The organism is Pseudomonas sp. 58 R 3 (assembly GCF_900006605.1).
Classification (GTDB): Bacteria; Pseudomonadota; Gammaproteobacteria; order Pseudomonadales; family Pseudomonadaceae; genus Aquipseudomonas; species Aquipseudomonas salomonii.
Genome location: NZ_CVTT01000061.1, coordinates 352,572 through 369,203, shown reverse-complemented (window position 1 = coordinate 369,203; position 16,632 = coordinate 352,572). Strand labels below are relative to the sequence as shown.

General features: G+C 61.9%; 14 protein-coding genes. All 14 read left to right on the top strand.

Going from position 1 to position 16,632, the window contains the following annotated elements; genetic code table 11:
- Entirely contained in the window at positions 1–711 is a 711-nt protein-coding gene (gene hutC / locus BFP92_RS20045) for a histidine utilization repressor (RefSeq protein WP_017738808.1), read from the top strand.
- Positions 708–1,268 carry a HutD/Ves family protein gene (locus BFP92_RS20040; protein ID WP_065930788.1) on the top strand — a complete coding sequence of 187 codons (561 nt, stop codon included), beginning with the start codon at positions 708–710 and terminating at the stop codon, positions 1,266–1,268. The genes hutC and BFP92_RS20040 overlap by 4 nt, the downstream gene beginning before the upstream one ends.
- A 323-nt stretch (positions 1,269–1,591) precedes the next feature.
- Positions 1,592–3,277: a urocanate hydratase gene (gene hutU / locus BFP92_RS20035; protein WP_017138616.1), complete on the top strand. Its 1,686-nt coding sequence runs from the start codon at positions 1,592–1,594 to the stop codon at positions 3,275–3,277.
- A gap of 108 nt (positions 3,278–3,385) precedes the next feature.
- Positions 3,386–4,831: a purine-cytosine permease family protein gene (locus BFP92_RS20030; RefSeq protein ID WP_065930787.1), complete on the top strand. Its 1,446-nt coding sequence runs from the start codon at positions 3,386–3,388 to the stop codon at positions 4,829–4,831.
- 69 nt (positions 4,832–4,900) lie between these two features.
- Complete coding sequence (locus BFP92_RS20025; protein ID WP_056860651.1) at positions 4,901–5,866, top strand: ABC transporter substrate-binding protein; 966 nt, start codon at positions 4,901–4,903, stop codon at positions 5,864–5,866.
- Between the two features lie 72 nt (positions 5,867–5,938).
- Positions 5,939–6,790, top strand: a complete 852-nt coding sequence (locus tag BFP92_RS20020) for an ABC transporter permease (protein ID WP_017138613.1) — start codon at positions 5,939–5,941, stop codon at positions 6,788–6,790.
- Positions 6,787–7,611, top strand: coding sequence for a quaternary amine ABC transporter ATP-binding protein (locus BFP92_RS20015; RefSeq protein ID WP_065930786.1), 825 nt, complete (start codon positions 6,787–6,789; stop codon positions 7,609–7,611). Before BFP92_RS20020 ends, BFP92_RS20015 begins: the two co-directional genes overlap by 4 nt.
- Positions 7,612–7,742: 131 nt before the next feature.
- Positions 7,743–9,266, top strand: coding sequence for an HAL/PAL/TAL family ammonia-lyase (gene hutH, locus BFP92_RS20010; RefSeq protein ID WP_065930785.1), 1,524 nt, complete (start codon positions 7,743–7,745; stop codon positions 9,264–9,266).
- 18 nt (positions 9,267–9,284) lie between these two features.
- On the top strand, positions 9,285–10,823 hold the full coding sequence (hutH, locus tag BFP92_RS20005) for a histidine ammonia-lyase (protein WP_099487750.1): 1,539 nt from the start codon (positions 9,285–9,287) through the stop codon (positions 10,821–10,823).
- A gap of 118 nt (positions 10,824–10,941) precedes the next feature.
- Complete coding sequence (locus BFP92_RS20000; protein WP_065930784.1) at positions 10,942–12,351, top strand: amino acid permease; 1,410 nt, start codon at positions 10,942–10,944, stop codon at positions 12,349–12,351.
- A 15-nt stretch (positions 12,352–12,366) separates the two neighbouring features.
- Positions 12,367–13,572, top strand: coding sequence for an imidazolonepropionase (gene hutI, locus BFP92_RS19995; RefSeq protein WP_065930783.1), 1,206 nt, complete (start codon positions 12,367–12,369; stop codon positions 13,570–13,572).
- Positions 13,573–13,583: 11 nt separating this feature from the next.
- Positions 13,584–14,384 carry an N-formylglutamate deformylase gene (gene hutG / locus BFP92_RS19990; RefSeq protein ID WP_065930782.1) on the top strand — a complete coding sequence of 267 codons (801 nt, stop codon included), beginning with the start codon at positions 13,584–13,586 and terminating at the stop codon, positions 14,382–14,384.
- Positions 14,385–14,627: 243 nt separating this feature from the next.
- Entirely contained in the window at positions 14,628–15,563 is a 936-nt protein-coding gene (locus BFP92_RS19985) for a choline ABC transporter substrate-binding protein (protein ID WP_065930781.1), read from the top strand.
- Between the two features lie 92 nt (positions 15,564–15,655).
- On the top strand, positions 15,656–16,585 hold the full coding sequence (locus BFP92_RS19980; protein ID WP_065930780.1) for an alpha/beta hydrolase: 930 nt from the start codon (positions 15,656–15,658) through the stop codon (positions 16,583–16,585).
- Positions 16,586–16,632 lie beyond the last annotated feature (47 nt).

Below are 16,632 nucleotides of genomic sequence, written 5' to 3'. Positions count from 1 at the left end.
ATGGACGAAAGTCCGGCGCCCTTGTATGCCCGCGTCAAACAGATGATCAGCCAGCAGATTCTCAACGGCAACTGGCCGCCCCATTACCGCGTGCCGTCCGAGAGCGAACTGGTCAGCCAGTTAGGCTTCAGCCGCATGACCATCAACCGCGCCCTGCGCGAACTCACCGCCGAAGGTTTGCTGGTGCGCATGCAAGGCGTCGGCACCTTCGTCGCTGAGCCCAAGAGCCAGTCGGCGCTGTTTGAAGTACACAACATTGCCGATGAGATCGCCTCGCGCGGTCATCGCCATACCTGCCAGGTTATTCACCTGGGCGAAGAGGCCGCCGGTTCCGAGCGCGCCGTGGCCCTGGAAATGCGTGAAGGCGGGCGGGTGTTTCACTCGCTGATCGTGCATTTTGAAAACGATATTCCCGTGCAAATCGAAGACCGCTTCGTCAACGCCCTGGTGGCGCCGGAATACCTGCAACAGGATTTCACCCAGCAAACGCCGTACGCCTACCTCAACCAGGTCGCGCCCCTGACCGAGGGCGAGCATGTGGTTGAAGCCATCCTCGCCGATGCCGCCGAGTGCAAGCTGTTGCAGATCGAGCCGAGCGAGCCCTGCCTGTTGATTCGCCGCCGCACCTGGTCCGGCCGCCAGCCGGTCACCGCCGCGCGTTTGATCCACCCCGGTTCCCGTCATAGCCTGGAAGGACGTTTCAGTAAATGAGTGCAGTGAACGTCTGGCGCGCCACCGATTACATCCGCATGCCGTGGAAAAACGGCGGCGGCAGCACCGAAGAAATCACCCGTGACGCAGGCACTGGCCTGGATGGCTTTGGCTGGCGCCTGTCGATTGCCGATATTGCCGAGTCGGGCGGGTTTTCCACCTTTGCCGGCTACCAGCGCGTGATCACCGTGATCAAAGGCGCGGGCATGGTGTTGACCGTGGATGGCGAGGAACAGCGCGGACTGTTACCGCTGCAGCCGTTTGCGTTCAAGGGTGACAGCCAAGTGTCGTGCCGCCTGATCACCGGGCCGATCCGCGATTTCAACCTGATTTATTCGCCTGAGCGTTACCACGCACGGTTGCAGTGGATTGACGGCGTGCAGCGTTTTTTCAGCACGGCGCGCACGGTGTTGGTGTTCAGTGTGGCCGATGAGGTGAAGGTGCTGGGTGAAAAGCTCGGCCATCACGATTGCCTGCAAATCGACGGTAACACTGGCTTGCTGGATATCGCCGTCAGCGGCCGCAGCTGCATTATCGAACTGACCCAACTCGGTTAAAAAACTGCTCCCACATTTGCTTTTCATTGTTCATAAGAGCTGTTTCCAGCCGCGCACCAATTTGTTACCGAATGCCCCAGCTTGGCGCAACGCCAGGCAATCGTTAGCAATTTCCCCGTCCGCAAACTCCCTCTGTAAGAAATTTCAACAAGCCTGGAAGCCTTAATTTCCAAGGCTTTCACACGCCTCCCCAAAAAATCTCACACGCTCCCTCACCAAGTTGGCCGCTTGATTGCATATGCTTGTACATACAAGTAAAGATGTGTGCGTAAGACTCTCCTTCGCACCATCAATGTTCGCGCACCATGCCGAGGAGTCCAGCTGTGACCGATTTTTCGAAAGCCAAGCCTACTAAATACCGTGACGTCGAAATCCGTGCCGCTCGCGGTAACAAGCTCACCGCCAAAAGCTGGCTGACTGAAGCACCGTTGCGCATGCTGATGAACAACCTTGATCCGCAAGTGGCCGAGAACCCGAAAGAATTGGTGGTGTACGGCGGTATCGGCCGTGCGGCGCGTAACTGGGAGTGCTACGACCAGATCGTCGAGAGCCTCACTAACCTGAATGACGACGAGACCCTGCTGGTGCAATCCGGCAAGCCGGTCGGCGTGTTCAAGACCCACAGCAACGCTCCGCGCGTGCTGATCGCCAACTCCAACCTGGTGCCGCACTGGGCCAGTTGGGAGCACTTTAACGAACTGGATGCCAAGGGCCTGGCCATGTACGGCCAGATGACCGCCGGCAGCTGGATCTACATCGGCAGCCAGGGCATCGTGCAGGGCACCTACGAAACCTTCGTCGAAGCCGGCCGCCAGCATTACAACAGCGACCTCACCGGCCGCTGGGTCCTCACCGCCGGCCTCGGCGGCATGGGCGGCGCTCAGCCGTTGGCTGCGACCCTGGCTGGCGCCTGCTCGCTGAACATCGAGTGCCAGCAGGTCAGCATCGATTTTCGTCTGGCCAGCCGTTATGTCGACGAGCAAGCCACCGACCTCGACGACGCCCTGGCCCGCATCGCCAAATACACCAAAGAAGGCAAGGCCATCTCCATCGCCTTGCTGGGCAACGCGGCCGAAATCCTGCCGGAACTGATCAAGCGCGGCGTGCGCCCGGACATGGTCACCGACCAGACCAGCGCCCACGACCCACTCAATGGCTACCTGCCGGCCGGCTGGACCTGGGACGAATACCGCGCCCGCGCCAAGACCGAGCCGGCTGCCGTGATCAAGGCCGCCAAGCAGTCGATGGCCGTGCACGTCAAAGCCATGCTGGAATTCCAGAAGCAAGGCATTCCGACCTTCGACTACGGCAACAACATCCGCCAAATGGCCCAGGAAGAAGGCGTGGAAAATGCCTTCGACTTCCCGGGTTTTGTGCCGGCCTACATCCGCCCACTGTTCTGCCGTGGTATCGGCCCGTTCCGCTGGGCTGCGCTGTCGGGTGACCCGCAAGACATCTACAAGACCGACGCCAAAGTCAAAGAGCTGATCCCGGACGACGCGCACCTGCACAACTGGCTGGACATGGCCCGCGAGCGCATCAGCTTCCAGGGCTTGCCGGCACGTATCTGCTGGGTTGGCCTGGGCCAGCGCGCCAAGCTTGGCCTGGCGTTCAACGAAATGGTACGCAGCGGCGAGCTGTCGGCGCCGGTGGTGATCGGCCGTGACCACCTCGACTCCGGCTCGGTCGCCAGCCCCAACCGCGAAACCGAAGCCATGCAGGACGGCTCCGACGCCGTGTCCGACTGGCCACTGCTCAACGCCCTGCTCAACACCGCAAGCGGCGCGACCTGGGTGTCGCTGCACCACGGCGGTGGCGTGGGCATGGGCTTCTCCCAGCATTCGGGCATGGTCATCGTCTGCGACGGCACCGACGAAGCGGCTGAGCGCATTGCCCGCGTGCTGCACAACGACCCGGCCACCGGGGTGATGCGTCACGCCGATGCCGGTTACCAGATCGCTATCGATTGCGCCAAGGAGCAGGGCCTCAACCTGCCGATGATCAAGTAACGGCTGGCCTGGTTCCTGTGGGAGCCAGCTCCCACATTTGCCCTGCTGTGTACACAAGACATGTTTCACCCGCACCACCGAAAAACAATCCATCAGAGGTTGAACACCATGGCTGCAAATGACACCACCCCGTTGATCGAAAGGCGTTCGATCGACTACATCCCGGAAGCGGAAAGACACGGTCGTCTATTGAGCCAGTTCACCCTGTGGATGGGGGCCAACCTGCAAATCACCGCGATTGTCACCGGGGCCTTGGCCGTGGTGCTCGGCGGTGATGTGTTCTGGTCGTTGATCGGTCTGTTGATCGGCCAACTCATCGGCGGCGGCGTCATGGCGTTGCATGCGGCGCAAGGGCCAAAGCTTGGTCTGCCACAGATGATCTCCAGCCGGGTGCAGTTCGGCGTTTATGGTGCAGCCATTCCGATTGTGCTGGTTTGTTTGATGTACCTCGGTTTCACCGCGACCGGGACCGTGCTGTCGGGGCAGGCGCTGGGCCAGTTGTTCGGGGTCAGCGACAGCGTCGGTATCCTGATTTTTGCCAGCGTGATCGTACTGGTCACCGTACTGGGTTACCGGGTGATCCACTTTATTGGGCGTGTCGCCAGCGTCATTGGCGTGATCGCCTTTGTCTATCTGTTCAGCCGTTTGATGAGCCAGACCGACGTTGGCGCGCTTTTGCAGATTCGCCACTTCAGCTGGAGCAGTTTCCTGCTGGCGGTGTCGCTCGCGGCCTCCTGGCAGATCGCCTTCGGCCCTTACGTGGCGGACTATTCACGTTACCTGCCAAGCAAAACATCTTCGCTGAAAACCTTTTTCGCCGCCGGTGCGGGTTCAGTCATTGGTGCTCAGGTGGCGATGGTCCTTGGCGTGTTTGCCGCGGCCATGTCCAACGGGCAATTTGCCGGTCACGAAGTCGCCTACATCGTCGGGTTAAGTGGTACGGGCGCCACCGCTGCGCTGCTGTACTTCAGCATCGCGTTCGGCAAGGTCACCATCTCTACCCTGAACTCCTACGGCAGCTTCATGTGCATTGCGACCATCATCAGCGGCTTCCGTGGTCGCCTGGAGGTCACGCGCCTGCAACGTCTGGTGTTCGTGCTGGTGATTGTCGGCACTGCAACCCTGATCGCGTTGCTCGGCCAGCACTCGTTCCTCGGTGCGTTCAAGTCTTTCATTCTGTTTCTACTGGCGTTCTTCACGCCGTGGAGTGCGATCAACCTGGTGGATTACTACTGCATCACCCGCGAGCGCTATGACGTACCGGCCTTGGCCGACCCGAAGGGCCGCTACGGTCGCTGGAACCTGCTGGGTATCAGCGTCTATGTGTTCGGCGTGCTGGTGCAGTTGCCGTTCATCTCTACCAAGTTCTACACCGGCCCTTTGGTTGCCGCGCTGGGTGATGTGGATATCTCCTGGATCATCGGCCTGGTACTGCCTGCGGCCCTGTATTACGTGTGTGCGAAAAAATGGCACGGCACAGTGCCCGATCAACTGATCCTGCCAATAGAGCAGGGCGCTGCACCAACGACAAACGGGCTGGCTGCACAAGCCTGATGGGACGTGGACAGGGCAGGATGCCTACTGACTGCCGTAATCCATTTCAAGATTGGGAGCGTCACAACAATGAAGATGAATAAAACCCTGCTGGCCACCGTGTTATCTGCAGGCTTGCTGGCCTCTGCCGGCGCCCAGGCAGCGGGTTGGTGCGAGTCCGGCAAACCGGTGAAATTCGCCGGGCTGAACTGGGAAAGCGGCATGTTGCTCACCGACATCCTGCAAACCGTGCTGGAGAAAGGCTACGGCTGCAAAACCGACAGCTTGCCGGGCAATTCCATCACCATGGAAAACGCCCTGAGCAGCAACGACATCCAGGTGTTCGCCGAAGAATGGGTAGGCCGCAGCGAAGTCTGGAACAAGGCCGAGAAGGCCGGCAAAGTCGTTGGCGTTGGCGCGCCCGTTGTCGGTGCCGTCGAAGGCTGGTACGTGCCGCGTTACGTGATCGAAGGCGACGCCAAGCGCAAGCTGGAGCCCAAGGCGCCGGACCTGAAAAACATCGCCGACCTGGCCAAATACGCCTCGGTGTTCAAGGACCAGGAAGAACCGTCCAAAGGCCGCTTCTACAACTGCCCGGCCGGCTGGACCTGTGAGCTGGACAACAGCGAGATGCTCAAAAGCTACGGCCTGGAAAGCACCTACACCAACTTCCGCCCTGGCACCGGCCCAGCGCTGGATGCCGCTGTGCTGTCGAGCTACAAGCGTGGCGAGCCGATCCTGTTCTACTACTGGTCACCCACCCCGCTCATGGGCCAGGTTGATCTGGTCAAGCTCGAAGAAAAGCCCGGTGTGGATAAAAGCGTGAGCATCAAGGTCGGCCTGTCCAAGACCTTCCACGAGCAAGCGCCTGAACTGGTAGCGGTGCTGGAGAAGGTCAACCTGCCGATCGACCTGCTTAACCAGAACCTCGGTCGCATGGCCAAAGAGCGGATTGAGTCGCCAAAACTGGCGAAAATTTTCCTCAAGGAACATCCTGAAGTCTGGCACGCATGGGTGAGCGACGACGCAGCCAAGAAAATCGACGCGGCCTTGTAGGTCAAGGGTGTCCGGCTACCCTGAGGGGTTAGCCGGGCACACGGCCACAACCCACTGGATCGAGAGCACGCTATGTTTCCTGAGAGTTTTACGTTTTCCATCGCCGACTGGGTCAACGGTTGGGTGGACTCGCTGGTCACCAACTACGGTGATGTGTTCCGGCACATCTCCGACACGCTGTTATGGGCCATCGTCAACCTGGAAGGCTTGCTGCGCGCAGCGCCCTGGTGGCTGATGCTCGCCATTGTCGGCGGCATCGCCTGGCACGCCACCCGCAAGGTGGTGACCACGGCGGTGATCGTCGGTCTGCTGTTCCTGGTGGGCGCGGTTGGCCTGTGGGACAAGCTGATGCAAACCCTGGCGCTGATGATGGTCGCCACGGTGATCTCGGTGCTGATCGGCATTCCGCTGGGCATCCTGTCGGCACGCAGCAATCGCCTGCGTTCGGTATTGATGCCGCTGCTCGACATCATGCAAACCATGCCCAGCTTCGTGTACTTGATCCCGGTGCTGATGCTGTTTGGCCTGGGCAAGGTGCCGGCGATTTTCGCCACGGTGATCTACGCCGCGCCGCCGCTGATTCGCCTTACCGACTTGGGCATTCGCCAGGTCGACGGCGAAGTCATGGAAGCCATCAACGCCTTCGGTGCCAACCGCTGGCAGCAACTGTTTGGCGTGCAACTGCCGCTGGCGCTGCCGAGCATCATGGCGGGTATCAACCAGACCACCATGATGGCGTTGTCGATGGTGGTTATCGCCTCGATGATTGGCGCCCGTGGTCTGGGTGAAGACGTACTCGTCGGCATCCAGACCCTCAACGTCGGCCGTGGCCTCGAAGCCGGGCTGGCGATTGTGATTCTCGCAGTGGTCATCGACCGCATTACCCAGGCCTATGGTCGTCCACGGCATGAGGCGAGCAAATGACTACTGTCAGCAAAATTGAAGTTAAAAACGTCTTCAAGATTTTCGGCAACCGCTCCAAGGAAGCCCTGGCGCTGGTTGGCCAGGGCAAGACCAAGGACCAAGTGCTGGCCGAGACCGGTTGCGTGGTCGGCGTGAACGACCTGTCACTGAGCATCGGCACCGGCGAGATCTTTGTGATCATGGGCCTGTCGGGTTCGGGCAAATCCACCCTGGTACGCCACTTCAACCGTCTGATCGATCCTACCAGCGGCGCGATCCTGGTGGACGGCGAAGACATCCTGCAACTGGACATGGAAGCCCTGCGCCAATTCCGCCGCCACAAGATCAGCATGGTATTTCAGAGCTTCGGCTTGCTGCCCCACAAGAGCGTGCTCGACAACGTCGCCTACGGCCTCAAGGTGCGCGGCGAAACCCAGCAGGTGTGCGCCGAACGTGCGCTGCACTGGATCGAAACCGTGGGCCTGAAGGGCTACGAAAACAAATACCCGCACCAGCTTTCCGGCGGCATGCGCCAACGTGTCGGCCTGGCCCGCGCCCTGGCGGCGGACACCGACATCATCCTGATGGACGAAGCCTTCAGCGCCCTCGACCCGTTGATCCGCGCCGAGATGCAGGACCAGTTGCTGGAGCTGCAAAAGACCCTGCACAAAACCATCGTGTTCATCACCCACGACCTCGACGAGGCGGTGCGCATCGGCAACCGCATTGCGATCCTCAAGGACGGCAAGCTGATCCAGGTCGGCACACCGCGCGAGATTCTGCATTCGCCGGCGGATGAGTATGTGGACAGGTTTGTTCAGCGCCGGGCGGCGGTGGTGTAGCTGATCGTTCCCACGCTCTGCGTGGGAATGCATCCCGTGACGCTCCGCGTCACACCTGACAGCGGGACGCGGAGCGTCCCAGGCGGCGTTCCCACGCAGAGCGTGGGAACGATCAATTCAAGAGGCTCAAGATGTCCCAGGCAACAACAATCATCATCGCCGACGCCCCTCTGCGTTGGCAGGACGTGGTCGCCGTCGCCCGCCATGGCGCCGTGCTCGAACTTTCGGGCCACGCCTGGGCGCGCATCGACAATGCCCAGGCCATCGTGCAGCGCATCGTCACCAGCGGCGAACGCGCCTATGGTGTGAACACCGGCCTGGGCGCGCTGTGCAATGTGTCGCTCAAAGGTGAACAACTCAGCCAGCTGTCGCGCAACACACTGCTGAGCCACGCCTGTGGCGTCGGCCCGGTGCTGAGCGACGAACAGACCCGCGCGATCATCTGCGCAGCCGTCATCAACTACAGCCACGGCAAATCCGGCCTGCACCCGCAGGTGGTGCATTCGCTGCTGGCGTTGCTCAACCATGGCATCACGCCGCAAGTGCCGTCCCAGGGCTCGGTGGGCTACCTGACCCACATGGCCCACATTGGCGTGGCCTTGCTCGGCGTTGGTGAGGTGAGCTATCGCGGCCAGATCGTGACGGCGCAAGCCGCCTTAAAAGCCGAAGGTTTACCGCCTGTGGTGCTCGGCGCCAAAGACGGCCTGTGCCTGGTCAATGGCACGCCGTGCATGACCGGCCTGAGCTGCCTGGCCCTGGCTGACGCGCATCACCTGCTGCAATGGGCCGACGTGATCGGCGCCATGAGTTTCGAAGCCCAGCGTGGTCAGATCGACGCCTTCGACGAAGCCATCATCGCCCTCAAGCCCCACCCGGGCATGCAGCAAGTCGGCATCAACCTGCGCGCCTTGCTCGACGGCAGTGAAGTGATCGCCAGCAGCAAAGGCATCCGCACCCAGGACGCGCTGAGCATCCGCTCGATCCCGCAGATTCACGGCGCGGCACGTGATCAGGTTGAACACGCCACACGCCAGATCGAGACCGAACTCAACAGCGCCACCGACAACCCGCTGGTGCTCGGCACGCCGGACAACTACCGCGTGGTGTCCCAGGCCAACCCGCATGGGCAGTCTGTGGCGCTGGCGGCCGATATGCTCGCCATTGCCATGGCCGAAATCGGCTCGGTGGCCGAGCGTCGCCTGGACCGCCTGATCAACCCGCATGTCAGTGGCTTGCCGGCGTTTTTGGTCAGCAACCCTGGGGTCAACTCCGGGATGATGATCGTGCAGTACGTCGCCGCTTCGCTGTGCGGGCAAAACCGCCAGCTGGCCCAACCGGCGGTGCTCGACAATTTCGTCACCTCGGGCCTGCAGGAAGACCACTTGAGCATGGGCACCAATGCCGCGCTCAAGCTGCATCAGCTGTTGGCCAATGTCACCCAGATCCTCGCCATCGAGTACCTGCTGGCGGCCCAGGCGTTTGAGTTTTTGAAGGACCAGCGTTTTGGCGCGGGCACTGACAGTGCCTGGCGTCTGTTGCGTGAAAAAGTCTCACCTTACGAGCAGGACCGCTGGCTGGCGCCGGACATCGCGAGCGCCGCCGCGTTGCTCAAGGACACCGCTTTGCTGCACCACGTATTACCTAATTTGCACTAAGAATAATTCACAAGGAGCATGAATGTGACTGCGCTAAATTTGATTCCAGGCCAACTGAGCCTTGCCCAACTGCGGGCTATCTACCAGCAGCCGGTAACCCTCAGTCTGGATGACAGCGCCACGGCGCAGATCGAAGCCAGTGTGGCCTGCGTGGAGCAGATTCTCGCCGAGAACCGCACCGCCTACGGCATCAACACCGGTTTCGGCCTGCTGGCCTCGACCCGCATCGCAAGCGTTGACCTGGAAAACCTCCAGCGTTCCCTGGTGCTGTCCCACGCCGCCGGCGTCGGTGAGCCGATCAGCGACGCGCTGGTGCGGCTGGTCATGGTGCTCAAGGTCAACAGCCTGAGCCGTGGGTTTTCCGGCATTCGTCGCCAGGTGATCGACGCGCTGATCGCACTGATCAACGCCGAGGTGTACCCGCACATTCCGCTCAAAGGGTCGGTCGGTGCTTCCGGCGACTTGGCGCCACTGGCGCATATGTCGCTGGTGCTGCTGGGCGAAGGCAAGGCACGCTACAAGGGCGAATGGCTGGAGGCCACCGACGCGCTGAAAGTTGCCGGCCTGACGCCGCTGACGCTGGCGGCCAAAGAAGGCCTGGCGCTGCTGAACGGCACCCAGGTGTCCACCGCCTATGCGCTGCGCGGCCTGTTCGAAGGCGAAGACCTGTTCGCCGGTGCGCTGGCGTGCGGTGCCCTCACAGTGGAAGCGGTGCTTGGCTCGCGCTCGCCGTTCGACGCACGTATCCATGCCGCCCGTGGCCAGCGTGGGCAGATCGATGCGGCTGCGGCCTATCGCGACCTGCTCGGCGAGAGCAGCCAGGTGTCCCAGTCGCACCAGAACTGCGACAAAGTACAAGACCCGTATTCCCTGCGCTGCCAGCCACAAGTCATGGGCGCCTGCCTGACCCAGTTCCGCCAGGCCGCCGACGTGCTGGTGGTAGAGGCCAATGCGGTGTCGGATAACCCGCTGGTGTTTGCTGCCGAAGGCGACGTGATCTCCGGCGGTAACTTCCACGCCGAGCCGGTGGCCATGGCTGCCGACAACATGGCGCTGGCGATCGCCGAAATCGGTTCGCTGAGCGAGCGTCGTATCTCGTTGATGATGGACAAGCACATGTCGCAACTGCCGCCGTTTTTGGTCGGCAATGGCGGGGTGAACTCCGGCTTCATGATCGCCCAGGTCACCGCTGCGGCGCTGGCCAGTGAGAACAAGGCGCTGGCGCATCCCCATAGCGTGGATAGCATCCCGACGTCGGCCAACCAGGAAGACCACGTGTCCATGGCCCCGGCTGCGGGCAAACGCTTGTGGGAAATGGCCGAGAACACCCGTGGCGTACTCGCCGTCGAATGGCTGGCGGCGTGCCAGGGCCTGGACTTGCGCGACGGTTTGAAAACTTCGGCCAAGCTGGAAAAAGCCCGCGCGATTCTGCGCGACAAAGTGGCGTTCTATGAAAAGGACCGCTTCTTCGCGCCAGACATCAATGCCGCCAGCGAACTGCTCGCCAGCCGCTGCCTGAACGAGCTGGTGCCGGCCAAGCTCCTGCCGAGCTTGTAACCGATCGTTCCCACGCTCTGCGTGGGAATGCTGCCCTGGACGCTCCGCGTCCGCTTTTAGAGTCGTGACGCGGAGCGTGGGAACGATCTTCTCCTCATAAGAATAATAGGGACGAGAAATGCACCAGCAAGAAAAGGGTTTGAAACGCGGGCTAAGCGCCCGACATATTCGCTTCATGGCACTCGGTTCCGCGATCGGCACCGGGCTGTTCTATGGGTCCGCCTCCGCCATCCAAATGGCCGGCCCTGCCGTACTGCTGGCCTACCTGATCGGCGGCGCTGCGGTGTTCATGGTGATGCGCGCCCTCGGTGAAATGGCCGTGCACAACCCGGTGTCCGGCTCCTTCGGCCAATACGCCAGCACCTATTTGGGGCCGATGGCCGGGTTTGTGCTCGGCTGGACCTACGCGTTTGAAATGATCATCGTCTGTCTCGCCGACGTCACCGCCTTTGGCATCTACATGGGCTTCTGGTTTCCCGAGGTTGCACGCTGGGTCTGGGTGCTGGGCATCGTGTTTTTGATCGGCGGCCTGAACCTGTGCAACGTCAAAGTGTTTGGCGAGATGGAGTTCTGGCTGTCACTGCTCAAGGTCGGTGCCATCGTGGCGATGATCCTCGGCGGCTTTGGCATCATGCTGTTCGGCATTCATTCGGCAGGCGAAACCCAGGCCAGCGGCTTGAGCAACCTGTGGGCCCACGGCGGCTTCATGCCTAACGGCATCGGTGGCCTGATCGCCTCGTTCGCGGTGGTGATGTTTGCGTTTGGCGGCATCGAAATCATCGGCATCACCGCCGGTGAAGCCAAAGACCCGCAGCGCGTGATCCCCAAGGCGATCAATGCGGTGCCGCTGCGCATCCTGCTGTTCTACGTGCTGACCCTGTTTGTGCTGATGGCCATCTACCCGTGGCCACAGATTGGCAGCCAGGGCAGTCCGTTCGTGCAGATCTTCAGCAACCTTGGCATCGGCTCGGCAGCGACCATCCTCAATATCGTGGTGATCTCCGCCGCCGTCTCGGCCATCAACAGCGACATCTTCGGCGCCGGCCGCATGATGTATGGCCTGGCCCAGCAAGGGCAGGCGCCCAAGGGTTTCGCGCAACTGTCCAAACACGGCGTGCCGTGGATGACCGTGCTGGTAATGGGCGCGGCGTTGCTCGGCGGCGTGGTGCTCAATTACCTGATCCCGGAAAACGTGTTCCTGCTGATCGCCTCGATTGCCACCTTCGCCACCGTGTGGGTGTGGCTGATGATCCTGTTTACCCAGGTCGCCATGCGCCGCTCCATGACCAAGGAACAGGTGGCCGAGCTGAAATTCCCGGTGCCGTTCTGGCCCTATGCGCCAGCGGCGGCCATCGTGTTCATGCTGTTCGTGTTTGGTGTGCTGGGTTACTTCCCGGATACCCAGGCGGCTTTGCTGGTCGGCGCCGTGTGGATCGTGCTGCTGGTGCTGGCTTACCTGCTGTGGGTCAAACCCGCCGCCGGGCAAGCGGCCAGGGTCCAATACGACCCGGCTTTGTCTCATCGATAACTTAGGGAGGCGTTGATGAAAACGCTTTGGCAACACTGCCACGTCGCAACCATGGCCCACGGCAAATACTCGATCATCGAGGATGCCGCGATGGTCACTGCCAATTCACTGATTGAGTGGATCGGCCCGCGCAGCGAAGTGCCGACGGCGGACTACGCCCAGGTGCATGACCTGCAAGGCGCGTGGGTCACCCCCGGGCTGATCGACTGCCACACCCACACGGTGTTCGGCGGCAATCGCAGCGGTGAATTCGAGCAGCGCCTTGAAGGCGTGAGCTACGCCGAAATCGCTGCCAAGGGTGGCGGTATTGCCAGCACCGTGCGCGCCACCCGTGCCGCCACCGAAGATGAATTGTTTGCCAGCGCTGAAAAGCGCTTGCGCAGTTTGCTGCGTGACGGCGTGACCACGGTGGAGATCAAGTCCGGCTACGGCCTGGACCTGGCCAACGAGCGCAAGATGCTGCGGGTTGCGCGGCGCCTTGGCCAGGTGCTGCCGGTGAGCGTGCGCGCCACGTGCCTGGCGGCTCACGCGCTGCCGCCGGAGTACAAGGATCGCGCTGACGACTACATCGACCACATCTGCACTGAGATGCTGCCGGCGCTCGCGGCCGAAGGGCTGGTGGATGCGGTAGACGCCTTCTGTGAGTACCTGGCGTTTTCCACCGAACAAGTGGAGCGTGTATTCAAGGTCGCCCAGCAGTTGGGCTTGCCGGTGAAACTGCACGCCGAGCAGCTGTCCTCTTTGCACGGCTCCAGCCTCGCGGCGCGTTACCACGCACTGTCGGCCGACCACCTGGAGTTCATGACCGAAGAAGACGCCATCGCCATGGCCGCTTCCGGCACTGTCGCGGTGTTGCTGCCGGGGGCGTTCTACTTCCTGCGTGAAACCCAATTGCCGCCGATGGATGCGCTGCGCAGGCACGGCGTAAAGATCGCCATTGCCAGCGACCTCAACCCCGGCACCTCGCCGGCGCTGTCGGTGCGCCTGATGTTGAACATGGCTTGCACCTTGTTCCGCATGACCCCGGAAGAAGCCCTGGCCGGCGCCACGCAACATGCGGCCACCGCGCTGGGCATGGGCGACACCCATGGTTCGCTGGAAGTGGGCAAGGTTGCGGACTTTGTCGCTTGGCAGATTGATCGCCCTGCCGACCTGGCCTACTGGCTGGGCGGCGAACTGGATAAACGCGTCGTGCGCCATGGCGTCGACGTCACCGTCTGAGGAGTGTTGTTGTGGATAAGGTTCTGAACTTCAAACAAGGCCGCGTGCCGCTGCTGATCAGCATGCCCCACGCGGGTTTGCGCCTGACGCCTGCGGTCGAAGCCGGGCTGATCCCCGAGGCACAAAGCTTGCCGGACACCGACTGGCATATCCCGACGTTGTATGACTTTGCCGAAGCACTGGGCGCCAGTACCTTGTCGGCCGAGTACTCGCGGTTTGTGATCGACCTGAACCGGCCGTCCGACGACAAACCGCTCTACGCCGGCGCCACCACCGGGCTGTACCCGGCGACCCTGTTCGATGGCGTGCCGTTGTTCCGTGAAGGGCAGGTGCCGTCCGAAGAAGAACGCGTAGCCTACCTGCAAAAGATCTGGGGCCCGTACCACCGCACGCTGCAAGAAGAGCTGGCGCGGCTCAAGGCCGAGTTCGGCTACGCCTTGCTGTTTGACGCGCACTCGATCCGTTCGGTAATCCCGCACCTGTTCGACGGCAAGCTGCCGGACTTCAACCTCGGCACCTTCAACGGCGCGGCGTGTGACCCCGAGCTGGCCAGCCAGCTGGAAGGCATCTGCGCTGAGCATCCGCAATTCACCCATGTGCTGAACGGGCGCTTCAAGGGCGGGCATATCACTCGCCACTACGGCGACCCGACGCAGGATATTCATGCGGTGCAGTTGGAGCTGTGCCAGAGCACGTATATGGAAGAGGTTGAGCCGTTCCGGTATCGCGCGGATCTGGCTGAGCCGACGCGGGTGGTATTGAAGCAGTTGCTGGAAGGGTTGTTGGCCTGGGGGCAGAGGCGTTACCGATAATTTTCGGTGCTGCTGAAATAGCTTTCGCGAGCAAGCCCGCTCCCACATTTGACCGAGTTTCAGCAGGAGAATGCGGTCCCAATGTGGGAGCGGGCTTGCTCGCGAAGGGGCCCTCACAGTCGCTCCAGTGCAACTGCCGGTCGCCACAGTTCGTGTCAGCAGAGGTCCCGCTAAGTAAGGTTGTGGGTACGGCGCGCCAGACGCCACTCCCCACAATAAAAGCTGCCGAGTGAGACCTCATCCATGAAAAGACTGTTGTTGACCCTCACCGCTGCCGCTTTGATCAGCGCCAACGCCATGGCCGCCGACCCCGCCTCATGTAAAGCCATCCGCATGGGCGTGGTCAGCTGGACCGACGTGATCGCCACCTCCGGCATGGCCGACGTGCTGCTTACCGGCCTGGGCTACGACAGCAAACAGACCAGCGCCGTGCAGCAGATCATCTTTGCCGGCATCCGCGACAAGCGCCTGGATATCTTCCTCGGCTACTGGAAACCGGCGATGGACAACAACATCGCGCCATTCCTGGCCGCCAGGCAGGTCAAGGTGTTCGACACGCCGAGCCTGGCCGACGCCCAAGCCACCCTGGCCGTGCCGCAATACGTGGCCGATACCGGGCTGAAGACGTTTGCCGACATCGCCCGCTTCAAGGACAAACTCGGCGGCAAGATCTACGGCATCGAGCCGGGCAGCGGTGCCAATACCGATATCCAGAAGATGATCGACACCAACCACTTCGGCCTCGGTGGCTTCAAGCTGGTCGCTTCCGGTGAAGCCGGCATGCTCGCCGCGGTGCAGCGAGCGGTGAACCGTAAGGAGTTCGTGGTGTTCGTCGGCTGGACCCCGCACCCGATGAACATCAACATGAAAATGGCTTACCTCACAGGCAGTGAAGATGTGTTCGGCCCGGACGAAGGCCGCGCCACGGTTTCCACCGTCACCGCGCCGGACTTCGGCGAGCGCTGCCCCAACGCCAACCGTCTGTTGCAGAACCTGACCTTCACCGCCGCCCAGGAAAGCCAGTTGATGGTGCCGATCATGGAGCGCCAGTCGCCGCAGGATGTGGCCAGGCAGTGGTTGCGTGACCACCCTGAGGATCTGCAGCGCTGGTTGGCCGGGGTTACGGCGTTTGATGGCAGCGACGGTGTGGCGGCGGTGCAGGCCAGCCTCAAACCTTAAGCCAGGCACGGTAGATCAAACAACACAGAGCAACTGTGGGAGCAGGCAAGCCAGCTCCCACCTTTAGATCTCGATTGTCAGGGATATTGCGCATGTATCCGACTTCTCCGCAGCTAGCCGCCTTCATCACCAAAACCGAATCCTTCACCAGTGACGACTCGTCGCTGGCAGGCTTGCGCCACAACTACGACCGTATGTGCCAGGCCTTCACGCCACCGCAGCCTGAAGGGCTGCAACTGTCGGACTTTTCCCTGGGCGGCGTAGGCGTGCGTAGTTACCGACCCAGGGCCTCAGCGCCGACGGAGGGCTGGCCCTGTCTTCTCTATATGCACGGCGGCGGCTGGGCGGTGGGCGGGCTGAACTCCCACGACTTCATCTGCTTCGAACTGGCCAACACGCTGCAAGTGCTGGTGATCGCCATCGACTATCGCCTGGCACCTGAGCATCCGTTCCCGGCGGCCTACCAAGACTGTCGCGCCGTATGGCAGGCACTCCAGGCCGGTCAGGGGCCGCACGCCATCAACCTGCAACGCCTGGTGGTGATGGGCGACAGCGCGGGCGGCAATCTGGCGGCGGCGCTGTGCCTGGGGCTGCGCGACGATGGCCAGCCGCTGCCCGTGGCTCAGGTGCTGATTTACCCCGGCCTGGGCGGCCCGGCCGATTTGCCCTCGCGCCGTGACTGCAGGGACGCGCCCCTGCTCAGCAGCGCCGACACCGACTGCTACCTGGCAATGTACCTGGACGCTGCGGGCACGCCATCGGCCTATGCCATGCCTTTGTTGGCCGAGCATTTCGGCGGCTTACCCAAGGCGTTGATCGCCGTGGCCCAGTTCGACCCGTTGCGCGATGACGGCATGCTCTATGCCGAACGGCTGCAACAGGCCGGTGTGCCCGCCGTGCTGTATTCCGGCAAAGGGCTGGTCCATGGTTGCCTGCGCGCACGCGGCCAAGCCCCGGAGGTGGATCAGCTTTATAACTATCTGCTGCATTACCTCAGGCGCGAAGGGCTGACACAGGTCTAAGTATTCAAGGGCATGCTCATTGCACAATTCGGGTTTATGATGCCAGA